General features: G+C 74.8%; 14 protein-coding genes and 1 tRNA gene. 10 read left to right on the top strand and 5 right to left on the bottom strand.

From position 1 onward, the window contains the following. The first annotated feature begins 62 nt into the window (after window positions 1-62). The 4 genes from HCN08_RS00310 to HCN08_RS00325 all read left to right on the top strand — a co-directional run bounded on the left by HCN08_RS00310 (window position 63) and on the right by HCN08_RS00325 (window position 5,942). The gene (locus HCN08_RS00310) at window positions 63-2,366 is read left to right on the top strand and encodes a xanthine dehydrogenase family protein molybdopterin-binding subunit (RefSeq protein WP_167980753.1); all 2,304 of its coding nucleotides are present in this window, start codon (window positions 63-65) and stop codon (window positions 2,364-2,366) included. Between the two features lie 152 nt (window positions 2,367-2,518). Beyond that, a complete protein-coding gene (locus HCN08_RS00315) occupies window positions 2,519-4,225 on the top strand; it encodes a hypothetical protein (RefSeq protein ID WP_167980754.1) in 1,707 nt (568 codons plus the stop codon). Between the two features lie 548 nt (window positions 4,226-4,773). Continuing rightward, the gene (locus tag HCN08_RS00320) at window positions 4,774-5,091 is read left to right on the top strand and encodes a hypothetical protein (RefSeq protein WP_167980755.1); all 318 of its coding nucleotides are present in this window, start codon (window positions 4,774-4,776) and stop codon (window positions 5,089-5,091) included. Between the two features lie 14 nt (window positions 5,092-5,105). Continuing rightward, entirely contained in the window at window positions 5,106-5,942 is an 837-nt protein-coding gene (locus tag HCN08_RS00325) for a DcrB/PsbP domain-containing protein (RefSeq protein WP_167980756.1), read from the top strand. On the opposite strand, the gene HCN08_RS00330 is transcribed toward HCN08_RS00325, so the two are convergent. Both HCN08_RS00330 and HCN08_RS00335 read right to left on the bottom strand, forming a co-directional pair. Beyond that, window positions 5,927-6,703 (bottom strand): isocitrate lyase/PEP mutase family protein, encoded by a 777-nt coding sequence (locus HCN08_RS00330; protein ID WP_167980757.1) that lies wholly within the window; start codon window positions 6,701-6,703, stop codon window positions 5,927-5,929. The genes HCN08_RS00325 and HCN08_RS00330 overlap by 16 nt on opposite strands. Before the next feature lie 89 nt (window positions 6,704-6,792). Further along, window positions 6,793-6,867: transfer RNA gene (locus tag HCN08_RS00335), tRNA-Cys, on the bottom strand. Between the two features lie 241 nt (window positions 6,868-7,108). On the opposite strand from HCN08_RS00335, the gene HCN08_RS00340 reads away from it, so the two are divergent. The 4 genes from HCN08_RS00340 to HCN08_RS00355 all read left to right on the top strand — a co-directional run bounded on the left by HCN08_RS00340 (window position 7,109) and on the right by HCN08_RS00355 (window position 12,332). Then, entirely contained in the window at window positions 7,109-8,551 is a 1,443-nt protein-coding gene (locus tag HCN08_RS00340) for an MFS transporter (RefSeq protein ID WP_167980758.1), read from the top strand. Between the two features lie 131 nt (window positions 8,552-8,682). Next, window positions 8,683-10,467, top strand: a complete 1,785-nt coding sequence (locus HCN08_RS00345; protein WP_167980759.1) for a DEAD/DEAH box helicase — start codon at window positions 8,683-8,685, stop codon at window positions 10,465-10,467. 244 nt (window positions 10,468-10,711) lie between these two features. Continuing rightward, the gene (locus HCN08_RS00350) at window positions 10,712-11,476 is read left to right on the top strand and encodes an IclR family transcriptional regulator (RefSeq protein ID WP_167980760.1); all 765 of its coding nucleotides are present in this window, start codon (window positions 10,712-10,714) and stop codon (window positions 11,474-11,476) included. Window positions 11,477-11,543: 67 nt separating this feature from the next. Then, window positions 11,544-12,332, top strand: a complete 789-nt coding sequence (locus HCN08_RS00355) for a S16 family serine protease (protein ID WP_167980761.1) — start codon at window positions 11,544-11,546, stop codon at window positions 12,330-12,332. A gap of 49 nt (window positions 12,333-12,381) precedes the next feature. Here HCN08_RS00355 and HCN08_RS00360 read toward each other — a convergent pair whose 3' ends face one another. The 3 genes from HCN08_RS00360 to HCN08_RS00370 form a co-directional block, all read right to left on the bottom strand. Beyond that, the gene (locus HCN08_RS00360; RefSeq protein ID WP_167980762.1) at window positions 12,382-13,656 is read right to left on the bottom strand and encodes an MFS transporter; all 1,275 of its coding nucleotides are present in this window, start codon (window positions 13,654-13,656) and stop codon (window positions 12,382-12,384) included. 32 nt (window positions 13,657-13,688) lie between these two features. Then, on the bottom strand, window positions 13,689-14,324 hold the full coding sequence (locus HCN08_RS00365) for a helix-turn-helix domain-containing protein (RefSeq protein ID WP_407648617.1): 636 nt from the start codon (window positions 14,322-14,324) through the stop codon (window positions 13,689-13,691). A gap of 126 nt (window positions 14,325-14,450) precedes the next feature. Beyond that, the gene (locus HCN08_RS00370) at window positions 14,451-14,921 is read right to left on the bottom strand and encodes an Lrp/AsnC family transcriptional regulator (protein WP_167981203.1); all 471 of its coding nucleotides are present in this window, start codon (window positions 14,919-14,921) and stop codon (window positions 14,451-14,453) included. 131 nt (window positions 14,922-15,052) lie between these two features. Here HCN08_RS00370 and hppD point away from each other — a divergent pair, with 131 nt between their 5' ends. Then, window positions 15,053-16,168 (top strand): 4-hydroxyphenylpyruvate dioxygenase, encoded by a 1,116-nt coding sequence (hppD, locus tag HCN08_RS00375; protein ID WP_167980763.1) that lies wholly within the window; start codon window positions 15,053-15,055, stop codon window positions 16,166-16,168. A gap of 72 nt (window positions 16,169-16,240) precedes the next feature. Further along, window positions 16,241-17,608 carry an FAD-binding oxidoreductase gene (locus HCN08_RS00380; RefSeq protein WP_167980764.1) on the top strand — a complete coding sequence of 456 codons (1,368 nt, stop codon included), beginning with the start codon at window positions 16,241-16,243 and terminating at the stop codon, window positions 17,606-17,608. Window positions 17,609-17,630 lie beyond the last annotated feature (22 nt).

Below are 17,630 nucleotides of genomic sequence, written 5' to 3' on the forward strand. Positions count from 1 at the left end.
CCACGTACCACCGCGGCCCGCCCGGCCCACCGGGTGCCGCCCGTCCCAGCCGGAGGCGCGCGATGAGCGTCATCGACGGATCGGCGCCCGCCGCCGGGACCCTCGCCGGGGACACCCCGCACGGCATCGGCACGTCCGTGCCGTCCACCGACGCCCTCGCCAAGACGCAGGGCACCTACCCGTACGCCGCCGACCTGTGGGCCGAGGGCCTGCTGTGGGCCGCGGTGCTGCGCTCGCCGCACCCGCACGCGCGCATCCTGCGCATCGACACCGCCGACGCCGCCGCGATGCCGGGCGTACGGGCCGTCGTCACCCACGAGGACGTGCCCGGCGACGCCATGCACGGCCGCCGGGTCGCCGACCGGCCGGTCTTCGCCCACGACATCGTGCGCCACCACGGCGAGCCCATCGCCGCCGTCGCCGCCGACCACCCCGACACCGCGAGGCTCGCCGCCGCCGCGATCCTCGTCGAGTACGAGGTGCTGGAGCCGGTCACCGACCCGGAGAAAGCCTTCGCCGCCGAGCCGCTGCACCCCGACGGCAACCTCATCCGGCACATCCCGCTGCGCTTCGGCGACCCCGAGGCGGTCGGCGAGGTCATCGTCGAGGGCCTCTACCGGGTCGGCCGCCAGGACCCCGCGCCCATCGGCGCCGAGGCGGGGCTCGCCGTGCCGCGCCCGGACGGCGGCGTCGAGCTGTACGTCGCCTCCACCGACCCGCACGCCGACCGCGACATCGCCGCCGCCTGCTTCGGCCTGGAGGCCGACCACGTCAAGGTCGTCGTCACCGGCGTGCCCGGCGCGATGGGCGACCGCGAGGACTCCGGCGTGCAGCTGCCGCTCGGCCTGCTCGCGCTCAAGACCGGCTGCCCGGTGAAGTTCGTCGCCACCCGCGAGGAGTCCTTCCTCGGCCACGCCCACCGCCACCCCACGCTGCTGCGCTACCGCCACCACGCCGACGCCGAGGGCCGGCTGGTCAAGGTCGAGGCGCAGATCCTGCTGGACGCCGGCGCCTACGCCGACGCCTCCTCCGACGCGCTCGCCGCCGCCGTGGCCTTCGCCGCCGGCCCCTACGTCGTCCCGCACGTCTTCGTCGAGGGCTGGGCGGTACGCACCAACAACCCGCCGTCCGGACACGTCCGCGGCGAGGGCGCGCTCCAGGTGTGCACGGCCTACGAGGGCCAGATGGACAAGCTCGCCGCCAAGCTCGGCCTGGAACCGGCCGAGATCCGGATGCGCAACGTCCTGTCCACCGGCGACCTGCTGCCCACCGGCCAGACCGTCACCTGCCCGGCGCCGGTCGGCGAGCTGCTGAAGGCCGTCCGCGACGCCGACCTGCCGCCGCTGCCCGACGGCGACGACGAGTCGCAGTGGCTGCTGCCCGGCGGCACCTCCGGCGCGGGCGAGCCCGGCGCGGTGCGCCGCGGCGTCGGCTACGCGCTCGGCATGGTGCACGTGCTCGGCGCCGAGGGCACCGACGAGGTGTCCACCGCGACCGTCCGCGTCCACGACGGGCGCGCCACCGTCATCTGCGCCGCCGTCGAGACCGGCCAGGGCTTCACCACGCTGGCCCGGCAGATCGTCCAGGAGGTGCTGGGCGTCGAGGACGTCCGGGTGCTCGCGCCCGACACCGACCAGCCGCCCGCCGGGCCGTCCGCGCGCGGCCGGCACACCTGGGTGTCCGGCGGGGCGGTGGAGCGCGCCGCGAAGATGGTGCGCACGCAGGTCCTGCAGCCGCTCGCCGCGAAGTTCGGCATGTCCGTGGAGCTGCTGAGCATCGCCGACGGCAAGATCACCTCCTACGACGGGGTGCTCTCCACGACCGTCGCCGAGACGCTGGACGGCAAGGAGCTGTGGGCGACCGCGCAGTGCCGCCCGCACCCCACCGACCGGCTCGACGACACCGGGCAGGGCGACGCGTTCGTCGGCCTCGCCTTCTGCGCGATCCGCGCGGTCGTCGACGTCGACATCGAGCTGGGCGCGGTACGCGTCGTGGAACTCGCCGTCGCGCAGGACGTCGGCCGCATCCTCAACCCGCGCCAGCTCGCCGCCCGCATCGAGGCGGGCGTCACGCAGGGCCTGGGCCTGGCGCTCATGGAGGACCTGCGCGCGCCGCGCGGCGTCGTCAAGCGCCCCTCGCTGACCGGCTACGCCCTGCCGACCGCGCTGGACGCGCCGGACGTGCGCATCGTCAAGCTCGTCGAGGAGCGGGACGTGGTGGCGCCGTTCGGCGCGAAGGCGGTCAGCGCGGTGCCGGTCGTGACGTCGCCGGCCGCGATCGCCTCCGCCGTGCGGGCCGCGACCGGCCGGCCGGTCTCCCGGCTGCCGATCCGCCCGCAGGCCGCGATCGTCAAGCCGCAGGCGTAAAGCCCACCCGCAGGGCTGAACCTCCGGTTCCGGACGTGGTGTTTCCGTTCCGGTCCGGTGGAAAACCCGCGCACGGGAGCTGACACTCCGTCATAATACGGGGACGGCAGACACCCGTGACCCCCGCGGCCACGGGGCAATCGGGGGTACGCATGACCGCACCCGTCCCACCCTCCGTCCCCGCGCCCGCGCCACCCGCGGGCGTTCCGCTTCCGGCGCCGCCCGCAGGGCCGCCGCAGCCGCCGTCCCGCACGGAGGCGACCCGGCTGCTGTGCGCCGGGGCGTACTTCGACACGGACTTCCGCACCCGGGTCATCGAGCAGCTGGTGGAGCACGAGGAGCGCCCCGTCGCGCCCTCGCTCGGCGTGGACGTGCTCCCGGTGCTCGCGCACGCGCTGCGCGCCCGCCGCCGCGAGGCGCAGACCGGGGTGTGGGCGCTGCTGGTGTGGCTCGGCTTCATCGCCTGCGCGCTGACCGGCGCGGGCTCCCAGACGCTCGTGCCCGTCCCGTGGTGCCTGGCCTACGCGGCGCTGTGCGCGGTCGCGTGGTTCACCCGCGGCGCGGGCGCGGTGAGCCTGGCCGTCTTCACCCTCGACCGCGGCGCGGTCCGGCAGGCCACCGGCGGCCGGCTGAAGCTGCTGCTGCCGCTGGCCGTGCCGCTGCTGAGCGCGCTCTACGTCCTGCTGGTCGCGGTCGCGCTGTTCACCGGCCGCAACGCGTGGGCGGCGGTGGTCTTCCCGCTGCTGCTCGTCGCGGTGGTGTGGAGCCACCGCGACCACGTCATCGGCGTGATGTGCCGGGAGCTCGGCCCGGCGGTCTACCCCGTCGTGCCGCGCCCGACGCTCGGCGACACCCCGCAGTGGCGGCGGATCGCCGCGGCCGTCGACCGCGAGCAGCACGCGCGGCTGACCATCTACGACCCCTTCCGGCCCTTCGTCGGCGCCGGGAAGCCGTACGAGCCGTGGTCGCTGGCGATGGAGCTGGTGCCCTCCGGGCGCGGGCCCGTGGACGCGGCGGAGGCCGAGGCGGGCCGGGCGGCTGCGCCGCGGCTGACCGGGCGGGACGTCATCGACCTCGTCAAGCCGCGGCTCGTGGCGCTGCGGGAGTCGGCCGCCGCGAGCCGGGACCGGCTGCGGGACCTGGAGATCGAGGAGTTCGTCTACCTGCCGGCCGGGCTGCACCGCGCGGACGTCTCGTACGACCCGGCGACGGTCGAGGAGCACGTCCAGGCGGCGGTCGGCGAGGGCGCCGAGGCCCGCCGGCACTTCCTGCGGGTCCGGGTGGGCGCGTGGGACGAGCAGGTCGTGGTGTCGGTGCTGGTCCGGGTCCACACGCAGGGCGGCATGCTCGTGCTGGAGGTCGTCCCGCACGTCCTGACGCCGGTGCGGCCCGAATACCGGGCCGTGGACGTCATCGCCGCGCGCGGCCGGGGCGGCGGCGGACGCGAGACCCTGCACGCGCTCCTGGCCACCCCGGCGGCGGGCGTCACCGCGGGCCTGTCGCTGGCGCGCACGGCGCTGTCGGTCTTCCGCACCTGGCTGACCGTCCCGCAGCACGGCTTCCCCGACGGCCCGGCGGCCTCCGTGCGGGAGCTGGGCAGCGTGGACGAGGTGTCGATCTTCCAGGAGATGGACATCAGCCGCTACGTCAAGACCCTCCAGGACCGCATCACCAGCGGCGTCCGCGATGCGCTGCGCTCGGCGGGCTACGCGACGGGCGAGTTCGAGCAGAAGATCGTGAACGTCAGCGGGGGCGGCGTCTACATCGGCGCGATGAGCGGTGGCGCGGTCGCCACGGGCGAACGTGCTTCTGCGAAGCACGTCCGTCAGAGCAGAAGCGGAAAGGGCGGCCCGCCATGAGGTCCCGCAAACACCGTCCGCCGCCGCCGCCGAGCCAGCCGCCGCAGCGGGAGCCGGGCGCTGACGCGCCCGAGCCGGCTGCGGGGGGCGCGGGGGCGCCCGGCCCGGGGGCGGGAGGCGGCAATGCGTCCGGCCCGGGTGCGGGCGGGGCTGGTGCATCTGGCTTGGGCGTGGTGGGTTCGGGTGCCGAGGGTGCCGGGGCCTCGGGCGCTGGCGCGCCCAGCCCGGCTGGGGGTGGCGCTGACATGCCCGGCCCGGGCGTGGGGCGCGCTGGTGCCGCTGGGTCGGGTGCGGATGCGGCTGTGGACTTGGGCGCGGCGGGTTCAGCTGGCACGGGGGGCGCTGGGGTCTCGGGCACGGGACCGGGCGGGAGTGCTGGGGGGATTGCGATCGGGACGTTGACCGGTGGGGCCGTTGCCTTCGGGGTCGGGGCCGTGGCGGAGGACCGGTCGTGGCGTGGGGCGGCGGGCGGTGGGGCGGCGGGCGGTGGGGTGTCGGGTGGGGGCGTCGTGCCGGGGGTGCCGGCGGGTGGGGTTGCCGTGGGGGCGATGAGTGGTGGGGCCGTTGCCGCGGGGGAGGGGGCCAGGGCGGTGGACGCCGGGGCGCGTACCGGGGACGGCACCGCGGAGCTCATCGCGGCCGTGCGGGTGCTGCGGGCGGAGCTCAGCGGTTTGGCGGCGGCCCCGGGGGTTGTGGAGCTCGATGCCGAACTCGCCGGCGTCGAGGCGGAGATCGCCGGGGGCGGCGGGGTGGACCGCGGGCGGCTGGGGCGGTTGCGGGAGCGGCTGGAGGTCGGGGCGACCGCCGCCGCGGGGCTCGCCTCGGCCGCGGCCGTCGCGCAGGCGTGCGTCCAGCTCCTGGGCTGAGAGGGTGGTCACGGATGGCGCGATGGGACGAGGAGCACCAGCGCTGGGTGCATGATCCGCCACCGGGCGCCCCGGCCGGCTCGCCGCCCGCGCCCGTGCTGCCGCAGCCGGCGGGACCGCCCGGCGAGGCGGGCCGCCGGGCCGCGATCGTGGCCGTCGTGGTGCTGCTGGTGTGCGGGGCGGCGGGCGCGGGCCTGTGGGCCCTGACCGGCGGTCACGACGGCGGCCCCACCGCCGGGCAGCCCCCGGCCGTCGTCGTCACGCCCTCCGATCTCACCGGCACGGACGACGGCACCGACGACGGTACAGACGGCAGCGACTACGGCGACGACGGCAGCGGGCCCACCGACGACAGCGGCAGCTCCGACGACGACGGCAGCAGCTCCGACGACTCCGCCCCCGACGGCTACGAGCAGGTCGACGACCCGGCCGGCTTCACCCTCGACGTCCCGGAGGAGTGGACCCGCAGCACCTCGGGGGCCAGCAGCATCCACTACACCTCCCCCGAGGGCGAGCACCTCATCCAGATCTACACCGTCGACGCGGCGGACGGCACGCCCTACGACGCCCTCTCCACGACGGAGTCGACCGTCTCCTCCTACGACGACTACACCCTCATCGACCTCTCCCGCACCGACGACGGCCCGCAGGACGACGCCGCCCGGCTCGAATACACCTACCTGCGCGACAACGGCGTGACCCGCCACGTCGTGGACCGCGCCTTCACCGCCGCGGACGGCACGCAGTACGCCCTGCTGGTCGCCGGGCCCGACGACGACTGGCAGGCGTGCGAGGACGTCTTCCGTACCGTCGTGGACTCCTTCTGCCCCGACGGCTACTGCACGGACTGAGCCGCGAGCCCGCTGGCCATCTCGCGCACCGCGTCGAGCGCCTGCGCCTGGAGGCCGCCGCCGAAGGTGACCCGGGTCGCGCCGAGGGCGCCCAGCTCGCGCGGGGAGGGCGTGCCGGGCTTGCACAGGGCGTTGACAGGGGCGCCGACCGCGTCGGCGATCAGGGCCAGGTGGGTGGCCGGCGCGAGGATGGGGTAGACGCAGTCCGCGCCGGCGGCGACATACCGCAGCGCCCGGTCGATCGCGGCCTGCGGGGTGCGCTCGCCGCGCAGGTACGTGTCCACGCGGGCGTTGAGCACCAGCGCCCCGCCGGCCGCCGCGACGACCTCCGCGAGCCGTTCGGCCTGCCGCTCGGCGTCGACCAGGGCGCCGGTCGCCGGGTCGGAGTCCTCCAGGTTGCAGCCGGCCGCCCCCGCCTCCAGCAGCCGCTCGACCAACTCCGCGGCGGGCAGCCCGTATCCGGCCTCGACGTCGGCGCTCACAGGTACGTCCACCGCCCGGGTGATGCGCCGGATCGCCGCGAACATCTCGGCCGGCGGGGTGCCCTGCCCGTCCTCGTAGCCGAGCGAGGCGGAGACCCCGGCGCTCGGCGTGGCGAGCGCCGGGAAGCCCGCGTCGGCGAAGGCCCGCGCGCTGGCCGCGTCCCACGGCCCGGGCAGCACCAGCGGATCGCCCGCCGCCCGCCCCTGGTGCAGTCCCCGCAGCACCGCTGCGTGGCCGGTGGCCGCCTGCTGCCCGTCCGTCGTCGTCTGCTGCGTCATACGCCCGACGGTACGGCCTGCGGGCCGGCCGCGGCTGGACCACTCGGCACCGTAAAACGTGGGCCAATCCGCCGCGGGCGGACCGGGTATGGAGGCCGTGACCGGATTCGAACCGGTGTATCTCGCTTTGCAGACGAGTCCCTGAACCACTCGGGCACACGGCCGTGTCGTGCGGTGTGCTCCGAGGTTCGCAAGCCGGGGCGGTCGCGGTCAATGGGGCGGGGGAGGGTGCCATACGACTGCAATGCCGTGTTCATGTACGGCGATGGGGCGAGGCGGCCCGCGCAGCGGCAGGTGGGCCGGGGCGCGGGCGCGGCGGGGACCGCGGGGCGTAGGGCGGAAGGCGGAGCCGGGTCCGGTCCCACGGCAGGGGTGAAACACGGGTACGCCCCTTACGCTGGCGTGATGACCGTAACGAACGAGGCAGCCGCGCGGGGCGCCCGCCCCGGAGAGGACGAAGCGGGCGGGATCCTGTCCCGTACCTACCGGGCGCTGACGCTCGGCGTGGTCTCGGTCGTGCTGCTCGTGGCGTTCGAGGCGACCGCCGTGAGCACCGCGATGCCGATCGCGGCCCGCGACCTGCACGGTCTGGGCCTGTACGCCTTCGGCTTCTCCGGCTACTTCACGACGTCCCTGCTCGCGATGGTCGTCAGCGGCCAGTGGTGCGACCGCACCGGCCCGCTCAAGCCGCTCACCGCGGGCATCACCGCCTTCGCGGCCGGCCTGCTGCTGAGCGGCACGGCCTCCTCGATGCCGGTCTTCGTCCTGGGCCGGGCCGTCCAGGGCTTCGGCGGCGGGCTGGTGATCGTCGCGCTCTACGTCGTGGTGGGCCTGGCCTACCCCGAGCGGCTGCGGCCCGCGGTCATGGCGTCCTTCTCCGCCTCCTGGGTCGTGCCGTCCATCGTGGGGCCGCTGGTCTCCGGCACGGTCACCGAGCAGCTGGGCTGGCGCTGGGTGTTCCTGTCCATCCCGGCGCTGGTCGTGCTGCCGGTCGCCGTGATGCTCCCGGCGCTGCGGCGCACCGCCACGCAGCCGAGCCCGGCCGCGCGGATGGACGGCCGGCGGATCTGGCTCGCCGTGGCGCTCGCGGGCGGCGCGGTGCTGCTGCAGTACGCCGGGCAGGACCTGCGGCTGCTCTCCCTGCTGCCCGCCGCCCTCGGCGCGGCCCTGCTGGTGCCGGCCGCGCTGCGGCTGCTGCCGCGCGGCACCTTCCGGGCGGCCCGCGGGCTGCCCACCGTCGTGCTGATGCGCGGCCTCGCGGCCGGCACCTTCGCCGGCGCGGAGACCTTCATCCCGCTCATGCTCGTCACCCAGCGCGGCCTGTCCGCGACGCTCGCCGGCCTGTCGCTGGCCGGCGCGGGCCTGACCTGGGCGCTGGGCTCGTACCTCCAGGCCCGGCCGCGCTTCGAGCCGGCCCGCGAACGGCTCGTGCAGCTCGGCATGCTGATGTCGGCGGCGGCGATCGCGGCGGTGCCGCTGGCGCTGGACCACGCGGTGCCGGTCGGGATCGTGGCGGTGGCGTGGTGCCTGGCCGGCATGGGGATGGGCATGGCGATCTCCAGCCTCACCGTGCTGATGCTGCGGGTCTCCCGGCCCGCGGACACCGGCACCAACTCCGCGGCCCTCCAGGTCGGTGACGCGCTCGCCAACGTCGTCCTGGTCGCGACCGCCGGCACGCTCTTCGCCTCCCTCGGCGGCGGCTCGATCGCGCCCGCCGCCGACACCGCCGCGGGCACCGCCGCGCACCCCACCGCCTTCGCCGCCGCGATCCTGCCGCTGGCCGCGCTGGCGTTCGCCGCGGTGGCCGTCGCGGCCCGGCTGCGACCGAAGGCCGGGCGCGGCGTGTGACGTCGGTCGCACCCGCGGGCGGGCAGGCGTCAAAGTCCGGGCGCCGGGCGGCGGGCCGTTACGCTGAGGCGGTCGTACGGGCCGTGCACCGGGACCGGGGGCCGGCCGCCGTCCAACCGCCAGCGGAGACCGTGACTACCACCTCGCACCCCCACCACCTCTCGCCCGCCTTTCCCGGCCGCGCCCCCTGGGGCACGGCGAACAAGCTGCGGGCGTGGCAGCAGGGCGCCATCGACGCCTATGTCGCCGCCCAGCCGCGGGACTTCCTGGCGGTCGCGACCCCGGGCGCGGGCAAGACCACGTTCGCGCTGACCCTCGCCTCCTACCTGCTGCACAACCACCTGGTGCAGCAGATCACCGTCGTGGCGCCCACCGAGCACCTCAAGACGCAGTGGGCGGACGCGGCGGCGCGGATAGGGATCCGGCTCGACCCGCAGTACAGCGCGGGCCCGGTGGGGCGCGAGTTCCACGGCGTCGCGGTGACGTACGCCGGTGTCGGGGTGCGGCCGATGCTGCACCGCAACCGGTGCGAGCAGCGCAAGACGCTGGTGATCCTGGACGAGATCCACCACGCCGGCGACAGCAAGTCCTGGGGCGAGGCGTGCCTGGAGGCGTTCGAGCCGGCGACCCGGCGGCTGGCGCTGACCGGCACGCCGTTCCGCTCGGACACCAACCCGATCCCGTTCGTGACGTACGAAGAAGGCAACGACGGCATCCGCCGCTCCTCCGCCGACTACACGTACGGATACGGCAGCGCGCTCGCCGACGGCGTCGTCCGCCCGGTCATCTTCCTGTCCTACAGCGGGAACATGCGCTGGCGCACCAAGGCCGGCGACGAGATCGCCGCCCGGCTCGGCGAGCCGATGACCAAGGACGCGACCGCGCAGGCGTGGCGCACCGCGCTGTCGCCGACCGGCGAGTGGATTCCCAACGTCCTGAAGTCCGCCGACCAGCGGCTCACCGAGGTCCGCAAGGGCATCCCGGACGCCGGCGGCCTGGTCATCGCCACCGACCAGGACTCCGCCCGCGCGTACGCCAAGCTGCTGCGCGAACTGACCGGCGACAAGCCCACCGTGGTGCTCTCCGACGACACCGGCGCCTCCAAGCGCATCGAGGAGTTCAGCGCCGGCGACGACCGCTGGATGGTCGCGGTGCGCATGGTGTCCGAGGGCGTGGACGTGCCGCGCCTGGCGGTCGGCGTCTACGCCACGACGATCTCCACGCCGCTGTTCTTCGCGCAGGCGGTGGGCCGTTTCGTCCGGTCCAGGCGGCGCGGCGAGACCGCGTCCGTCTTCGTCCCCACCATCCCGATGCTGCTGGAGTTCGCCGCGGAGATGGAGGTCGAGCGCGACCACGTGCTCGACAAGCCGCGCAAATCCGGTGAGGACGACATCTTCGCGGAGGAGGAGCAGTTGCTCGCCGACGCGGAGAAGGCCGAGGACGAGGTCACCGAGGACGACCAACTGCCCTTCGAGGCGCTGGAGTCCGACGCGGTCTTCGACCGGGTCCTCTACGACGGCGCCGAGTTCGGCATGCAGGCCCACCCGGGCAGCGAGGAGGAGCAGGACTACCTCGGCATCCCGGGCCTGCTGGAGCCGGACCAGGTGCAGATACTCCTGCAGCGGCGGCAGGCCCGGCAGATCGCGCACAGCCGCAAGAAGCCGGACGAGGAGGCGGACCTGCTCGAACTGCCCGCCGAGCGCCGCCCGGTGGTCTCGCACCGGCAGCTGCTGGAGCTGCGAAAGCAGTTGAACACCCTGGTCGCCGCGTACAACCATCAGAGCGGCAAGCCGCACGGCGTGATCCACACGGAACTGCGCCGGGTGTGCGGCGGACCGCCCAGTGCCGAGGCGACCGCGGGCCAACTCGGCGAACGGATCAAGAAGGTGCAGGAGTGGGCCACCCGAATGCGATGATTTCCCCCGTGTTACTGGGATATGACAAGCGACGGCGTGTCACCACACCGACCGGATTGTGGACGGCCTCTTCCGCTGAGCGGTACATCCTCGCTACCGTGCCGATCACGCACGCGCCGTGGCAGAGCCGCCGCGAAGCGCAGCCGGTAAGCCGACAACCGGCGGCCACTCCGCGCACTGCCGCGGGACCGGCGGTGCGTCGTCTCCCAGACAAGCGCCGCCGATTCTATGAGGAGGGGGCGTCGTGACCGCGGAGACGTCTCAGACACTGGACAGGGGCCTTCGGGTCCTGAAACTGCTCGCCGACACCGACCACGGCCTGACCGTGACCGAACTGGCGGCCAAACTCGGGGTCAACCGGACGGTGGTCTACCGGCTGCTGGCCACGCTGGAGCAGCACTCACTCGTCCGCCGCGACCTCGGCGGGCGCGCCAGGGTCGGGCTCGGCGTGCTCGGACTCGCCCACCAGGTCCACCCGTTGCTGCGCGAGGCGGCGCTCCCGGCGCTGCGCTCGCTCGCCGAGGACATCGGCGCGACCGCCCATCTCACCCTGGTCGACGGCAGCGAGGCGCTCGCCGTCGCCGTGGTCGAGCCGACCTGGACCGACTACCACGTCGCCTACCGCACCGGCTTCCGGCACCCGCTGGACCGGGGCGCGGCCGGCCGGGCGATCCTCGCCGGGCGCGGCATGCAGCCCACGCCCGACGGGAGCCGCTGGGAGCGCTTCGTGGACCCCGCCGAGCAGGACGGCGACCTCGACGAGGAGCGCGGCACCCTGGTGCGCACCGGCACCGCCACGGTCGGCACGGGCCTGGCCACCGACCAGGTCCGCTACGTCCTGACCCACGGCGAGCTGGAGGCCGGCGCGAGCGGCGCCGCCGCCCCGCTGCTGGGCGTGCCGGGCGTGGAGGGCAGCGTGGGCGTGGTGATGCTCTCCGAGGCCGTCCCGGAGCGGGTGGGCCCGCGGGTGGTGGAGGCGGCCACCGAGGTCTCGGAGGCGCTGCGCTGACCGGGTGACGAAGCCGGGAAAGGGTGCGGTTTCAGGGCATGCGCCCGGGTGCCATAAGGTCGGGCGCATGCCTACGCTCTCCCGCCGGTCCCTCACGCTCGCGGTGTGCGCGGCGGTGCTGGCCGCCCTGGTGGCGGTGGCCGCCTTCGCACCGCTGCCGGTGTCCATCGTGCAGCCCGGGCTCACCGCGGACGTCCTGGGCAAGAACGCGGGCACGCAGGTCATCACGATCAGCGGCACGCCGGTACGGGCCACCACCGGGCAGCTGCGGCTGGTGACCATCGCCGCGACCGGGCCGAGCGCGCCGGTGCACTTCATCGACGTGGCCAGGGCCTGGTTCGACTCGCACGAGGCCGCCATGCCGCGCGACTCGGTCTACCCCAGCGGCGGCTCGGTCAAGGAGATCGAGAAGGCCAACCTCAAGGAGATGACGCAGTCCCAGCAGGACGCGACCGCCGCCGCCCTGAACCACCTGCGCCTGTCGCCGCAGCAGGTCACCGTCCAGCTCAAGCTCGCCGACGTCGGCGGCCCCAGCGCGGGACTGCTGTTCACCCTCGGCATCATCGACAAGATCGCCGGCAACGGCCACGGCGGCGACCTCACCGGCGGCCGGGTCGTCGCCGGCACCGGCACCATCGACTCCGCCGGCAAGGTCGGCGCGGTCGGCGGGGTGCCGCTGAAGGAGCTGGCCGCCCGGCGCGACGGGGCGACCGTCTTCCTCGTGCCCCGCGACGAGTGCTCCGACGCCACCGCCCAACTGCCGCACGGCATGCGGCTGATCCCGGTCGACACCCTCGACGGCGCCCTCGCCGCCCTCGCGGCCCTCGACGCGGGGCGCAAGACCCCCACGTGCTGAAGGCTGCCGGGGCTGCCGGGCCTGCTGAGGCCGCGGCAGGGCGGCGCCCTCAGGCCGCGGCCGGCTCCTGCACCGGCGTCACGCCCGTCCCCGGCGGCGGCGCGTCCCACTGCCGGAAGGCGGGCAGTACGAGCGGGCTCAGCGTCGTCACCAGGTAGATCCCGCTGACCACCAGCAGGCTCGCCCGCAGCCCCGCGTACTGCACCAGGTAGCCCGCGAGCAGCCCGCCCAGCGGCACCGCCACCAGCACCCCCGAGGTGGTCGCGCCGAACACCCGGCTGCGCAGCCGCTCGGGCACCAGCCGCACCAGCTCGGTGCCGATCACCGGATTGAGCACCCCCGCCGCCAGCCCGCACACCACGGTCGTCACCAGCAGCGGGGTCAGCCCCGGCAGCAGCGCGGCGACCGCGGTGCGCGGGAAGCCGCAGACCAGGAAGGCCGCGATGAACAGCCCGCGGCGCGGCAGCCGCTGCCCGAAGAAGCCGTAGAGCACCGAGCCGACCAGCGCCGCCCCGCCCATCGCCCCGGAGACCAGGCCGATGCTCTGCGCGCCGTGCAGGTGCTCCCGGGCCTCGACGGGCAGCAGCACCGCCGACCACGCCTGGTCCAGCGCGTTGGTCACCATCACCATGCCCACGACCGCGAGCAGCAGCCGCGCCGCCCACAAGTAGGCGTAGCCCTCCCGCAGTTGCCCGAGATACCCGGGCCCCTGCCCCGCTGGCGCGGCGCCGGCCGGGCGCCGGTCCCGTACGCCGAGGCCGACCAGCAGCGCGGAGGCCGCGAAGCTGCCGGCGTCCACCAGCAGCGCGTCGGCCGCGCCGACCGCCGCGATGAGCACACCGGCCAGCGGCGCGCCCAGCATCCTGGCCCCGCGCGACGCGCTCTCGTAGAAGCTGGAGGCCCGCGTGAAGTCCATGCCGGCCCGCTGGGCGAGCCGCGGCAGCAGCACCTCGCGGGCGGTCTCGCCGGGCGCGTGGAAGAGCCCGGCCACCGCGACGAGGCCGAGCAGCGCCCCGTACGACAGCGCGCCCGCCATGTGCAGCACCGGCACGGCGCCGATCGCCAGCGCGCACACGGTGTCGGAGACCACGCTGCTGACGGTCAGCCCGAGCCGGTCGATGAGCGGCCCGCCGAGCAGCGCGGCGAGCACCACCGGCAGCGTCGAGGCGAAGGCGACCAGGCCGGCGCGGGCCGGGCTGCCGGTGCTCTGCAGCACCAGCCACGGCACGGCGACGACGGTCAGCATGTTGCCGCTGACGGATATCACGTTGGCGGTGAGCAGCAGGCCGAGCGGGCGCCGCTCCGGGGTGTCGTACGTGGGCATGGTCCCCCCTGGGATGTCTGCGTGACGGCGGGTCAGTCCGCCCGGCGCGGGAAGGCGTGCAGGTGGATACGGACCCGGGCGGAGCCCTCGACGGGCTCCGGGAGCCGGTCGCGGTAGGACTCGACGAGGGCGTGCAGCCGCTCGCCCAGCTCCCTCGCGAGCTCCGGGGTCAGCCGGATGCTGAAGTCGCTGAGGTCGGAGGCCTCCCGCCACGCCGCCGGCCATTCGTGCATGGTGCCGATCCAGCCGTTCAGCTGCTCGGCGTGGGCGGCGGAATGGGCGTACAGCAGGGCGCTGATGGCGCCGCGCACCTCCGGGTCGGGGTGCGCGGTGAACTCCTCCATGCTGTCCACCCGCACCCCGCGGTGCGCCGCCTTCCACCACCGCTCGCGGCCGGTGCCGCGGCCGGGGTCGTCGACGACGAAGCCGTACGCGGCGAGCTGCCGCAGGTGGTAGCTGGTGGCGCCGCTGGACTCGCCGAGCCGGGCGGCGAGCGCGGAGGCCGTCGCGGGCCCGTCCTCGCGCAGCGCGGCCAGCAGCCGCATCCGCAGCGGGTGCGCGAGGCCGCGCAGCGACCGCGGGTCCAGCGGCGGCACGTCGGCGTGCAGCACGGGGTCGGGCGGCGGTGCGTCGGCGGGCGGCGGGTCGGCCGCGGGGGTGTGGGTCACCCGTTCAGGGTAGGAACGCAAAGACTCCTTTGCAACGGCTTTTGCAAAGGAGTCTTTGCATCTGCGGCAGGCGCAGGGCCGGCGCCGGGCTGTGGACTCCGGGCCGGGAAGGACGGGGCCGCGGGCCTACGCGTCCCGGGCGGCCTGCTCCACCAGGGGGATGATCCGCATCGGCACCGGGTTCTCCAGCGCGATCGCCGTGGAGGCCCGCACGATGCCCTCGAAGCCCACGACCCGGTCGATGACCCGCTGCAGATCCGCGTTCGAACGGGCCACCAGGCGGCACAGCATGTCGCCCTCGCCGGTGATCGTATGCAGTTCCAGCACCTCCGGGACCGACGCGAGGTGGGCGCGCACGTCCGGGCCGAGGCCCTGCCGGATCTCCAGCGTCGCGAACGCCGTCACCGGATAGCCGAGCGCCGCCGGGTCCACCTGCGGGCCGAAGCCGCGCACGACCCCCTGCGCGCGCAGCCGGTCCAGCCGGGCCTGGACGGTGCCGCGCGCCACCCCGAGCCGGCGGGAGGCCTCCAGCACGCCTATCCGCGGCTCCCGGTCCAGCAGCGCGATCAGCCGCCCGTCCAGCGCGTCGATGCCCATCCCCGCCCCACCGGCCTTCCGCATGGTCATCCTGCACAGATTGACCCGACGATCGTCGCCCGGGCTGTGCAGTCTGTCCAGCGAAAACCGGAACTGTTGCGCACTCTGGGAGGCGGCGGGACGCTTTTGCCATGACTGAGACCAAGGACGCCTTCCCCGTCAAGGGCATGGACGCGGTCGTCTTCGCCGTCGGCAACGCGAAGCAGGCCGCGCACTACTACTCGACCGCGTTCGGCATGCGCCGCGTGGCGTACTGCGGACCGGAGAACGGCAGCCGGGAGACCGCCAGTTACGTCCTGGAGTCCGGCGGCGCGCGCTTCGTCTTCACCTCCGTCATCAAGCCCACGACCGAGCACGGCCGCTTCCTGGCCGAGCACGTCGCCGCGCACGGCGACGGCGTGATCGACCTGGCCCTCGAAGTCCCCGACGCCCGGGCCGCGTACGCCTACGCCGTCGCGCACGGGGCGCGCGGGCTCGCCGAGCCGTACGAGCTCAAGGACGACGGCGGCACCGTGGTGCTCGCCGAGATCGCGACCTACGGCCAGACCCGGCACACCCTCGTCGAGCGCACCGGCTACGACGGGCCCTACCTGCCCGGCTACACCGCGGCGCAGCCGATCGTCGAGCCGCCGGCGCAGAGGTTCTTCCAGGCGATCGACCACTGCGTGGGCAACGTCGAACTCGGCCGGATGGACGAGTGGGTGGCCTTCTACAACCAGGTCATGGGCTTCACGAACATGAAGGAGTTCGTGGGCGACGACATCGCCACCGAATACTCCGCCCTGATGTCGAAGGTCGTCGCCGACGGCACGCTCAAGGTCAAATTCCCGCTCAACGAGCCGGCGGTGGGCAAGAAGAAGTCCCAGATCGACGAGTACCTGGAGTTCTACGGCGGCCCCGGCGTCCAGCACATCGCGCTCGCGACGAACGACATCGTGGCGTCGGTGCGGGCGATGCGGGCGGCCGGCGTGGAGTTCCTGGACACGCCCGACTCGTACTACGACACGCTCGGCGAGTGGGTCGGCGACACGCGGGTGCCGCTGCACGAGCTGCGCGAGCTGAAGATCCTCGCGGACCGCGACGAGGACGGCTACCTGCTGCAGATCTTCACCAAGCCGGTCCAGGACCGCCCCACCGTCTTCTTCGAGATGATCGAGCGGCACGGCTCCATGGGCTTCGGCAAGGGCAACTTCAAGGCGCTCTTCGAGGCGATCGAGCGCGAGCAGGAGCGGCGCGGCAACCTCTGACGCCCCCTCGGCCCCCCGCGGTGATCCGGATCACGTCTTCCCAGGTCGCCGCGGGGGTGCCAGGGTGGGGGGATGGGTGACGTGATCGGGGAACTGGTGGCCGGGCTGCCCGCGGGGGCGGTCGTGACGGATGCGGCGGTCGCCGCGTCGTACGCACAGGACATGGCCGGTTTCTCGGCCGGCGGGCAGCCGCTCGCCGTCGTGACGGCGCGCAGCACCGAGGACGTGCAGCACGTGATGCGCACCGCGACCGCGCACCGGGTGCCGGTCGTGCCGCAGGGCGCGCGGACCGGGCTTTCCGGCGGGGCGAACGCCGTCGACGGCTGCCTCGTGCTGTCCCTGGTCAAGATGGACCGCATCCTGGAGATCGACCCCGTCGAGCGCGTCGCCGTCGTCGAACCCGGCGTCGTCAATGCGGTGCTCTCCCGCGCGGTGGGGAAGCACGGGCTGTCCTACCCGCCCGACCCGTCGAGCTGGGAGCAGTGCACCATCGGCGGCAACATCGCCACCGGCGCCGGCGGCCTGTGCTGCGTCAAGTACGGCGTGACGGCCGAGTACGTCCTCGGCCTCGACGTCGTCCTCGCCGACGGGCGGCTGCTGCGCACCGGGCGGCGCACCGCCAAGGGCGTCGCCGGCTACGACCTGACCCGGCTGTTCGTCGGCTCCGAGGGCACCCTCGGCGTCGTCGTCGGGGCGGTGCTCGCGCTCAGGCCCGCGCCGCCGCCGCACCTCGTGCTCGCCGCGGAGTTCCCGTCCGCCGCAGCCGCCGGGGAGGCGGTGTGCGCGATCATGGCGGCCGGGCACGTACCGTCGCTGCTGGAGCTGATGGACGGCACGACCGTACGGGCGGTCAACGCCATGGCCCGCATGGGGCTGCCGGAGACCACCGAGGCGCTGCTGCTCGCCGCGTTCGACACCCCCGACCCCGCGGCCGACCTCGCGGCGGTCGGCGCGCTGTGCACCGCCGCGGGCGCCACCGAGGTCGTCCCGGCCTCCGACCCCGCCGAGTCCGAACTGCTGCTCCAGGCCCGCCGGTTGTCGCTCACCGCGCTGGAGAAGGTCTCGACGGCCATGCTCATCGACGACGTGTGCGTCCCGCGCGGCCGGCTCGGCGAGATGCTGGACGGCGTCGCGGCGATCGCCGGCACGTACGGCCTGACGATCGGGGTGTGCGCGCACGCCGGCGACGGCAACACCCACCCCGTGGTGTGCTTCGACCGGCACGACGCCGACGAGACCCGGCGGGCCCGGGAGTCCTTCGACGCGATCATGGCGCTCGGCCTGTCGCTCGGCGGCACCATCACCGGCGAGCACGGGGTGGGGCTGCTCAAGCGCGACTGGCTGGCCCGGGAGGCCGGCCCGACCGGCATGGAGCTCCAGCGCGGCATCAAGGCCGTCTTCGACCCGCTCGGCCTGCTCAACCCCGGCAAAGTCCTGTGACCGCACCGCACCCCGGCGGGGC

Source organism: Actinacidiphila epipremni (genome assembly GCF_012034175.1).
GTDB lineage: Bacteria > Actinomycetota > Actinomycetes > Streptomycetales > Streptomycetaceae > Actinacidiphila > Actinacidiphila epipremni.

What these genes read in the sequence shown, in the direction of transcription:
- HCN08_RS00320 (WP_167980755.1), top strand. Translation starts at nt 4,774, where the DNA reads ATGAGTGGTGGGGCCGTTGCCGCGGGGGAGGGGGCCAGGGCGGTGGAC.
- HCN08_RS00340 (WP_167980758.1), top strand. Translation starts at nt 7,109, where the DNA reads ATGACCGTAACGAACGAGGCAGCCGCGCGGGGCGCCCGCCCCGGAGAG.
- HCN08_RS00360 (WP_167980762.1), bottom strand. Translation starts at nt 13,656, where the DNA reads ATGCCCACGTACGACACCCCGGAGCGGCGCCCGCTCGGCCTGCTGCTC.
- HCN08_RS00310 (WP_167980753.1), top strand. Translation starts at nt 63, where the DNA reads ATGAGCGTCATCGACGGATCGGCGCCCGCCGCCGGGACCCTCGCCGGG.
- HCN08_RS00325 (WP_167980756.1), top strand. Translation starts at nt 5,106, where the DNA reads ATGGCGCGATGGGACGAGGAGCACCAGCGCTGGGTGCATGATCCGCCA.
- HCN08_RS00330 (WP_167980757.1), bottom strand. Translation starts at nt 6,703, where the DNA reads ATGACGCAGCAGACGACGACGGACGGGCAGCAGGCGGCCACCGGCCAC.
- HCN08_RS00315 (WP_167980754.1), top strand. Translation starts at nt 2,519, where the DNA reads ATGACCGCACCCGTCCCACCCTCCGTCCCCGCGCCCGCGCCACCCGCG.
- hppD (WP_167980763.1), top strand. Translation starts at nt 15,053, where the DNA reads ATGACTGAGACCAAGGACGCCTTCCCCGTCAAGGGCATGGACGCGGTC.
- HCN08_RS00370 (WP_167981203.1), bottom strand. Translation starts at nt 14,921, where the DNA reads ATGGGCATCGACGCGCTGGACGGGCGGCTGATCGCGCTGCTGGACCGG.
- HCN08_RS00355 (WP_167980761.1), top strand. Translation starts at nt 11,544, where the DNA reads ATGCCTACGCTCTCCCGCCGGTCCCTCACGCTCGCGGTGTGCGCGGCG.
- HCN08_RS00380 (WP_167980764.1), top strand. Translation starts at nt 16,241, where the DNA reads ATGGGTGACGTGATCGGGGAACTGGTGGCCGGGCTGCCCGCGGGGGCG.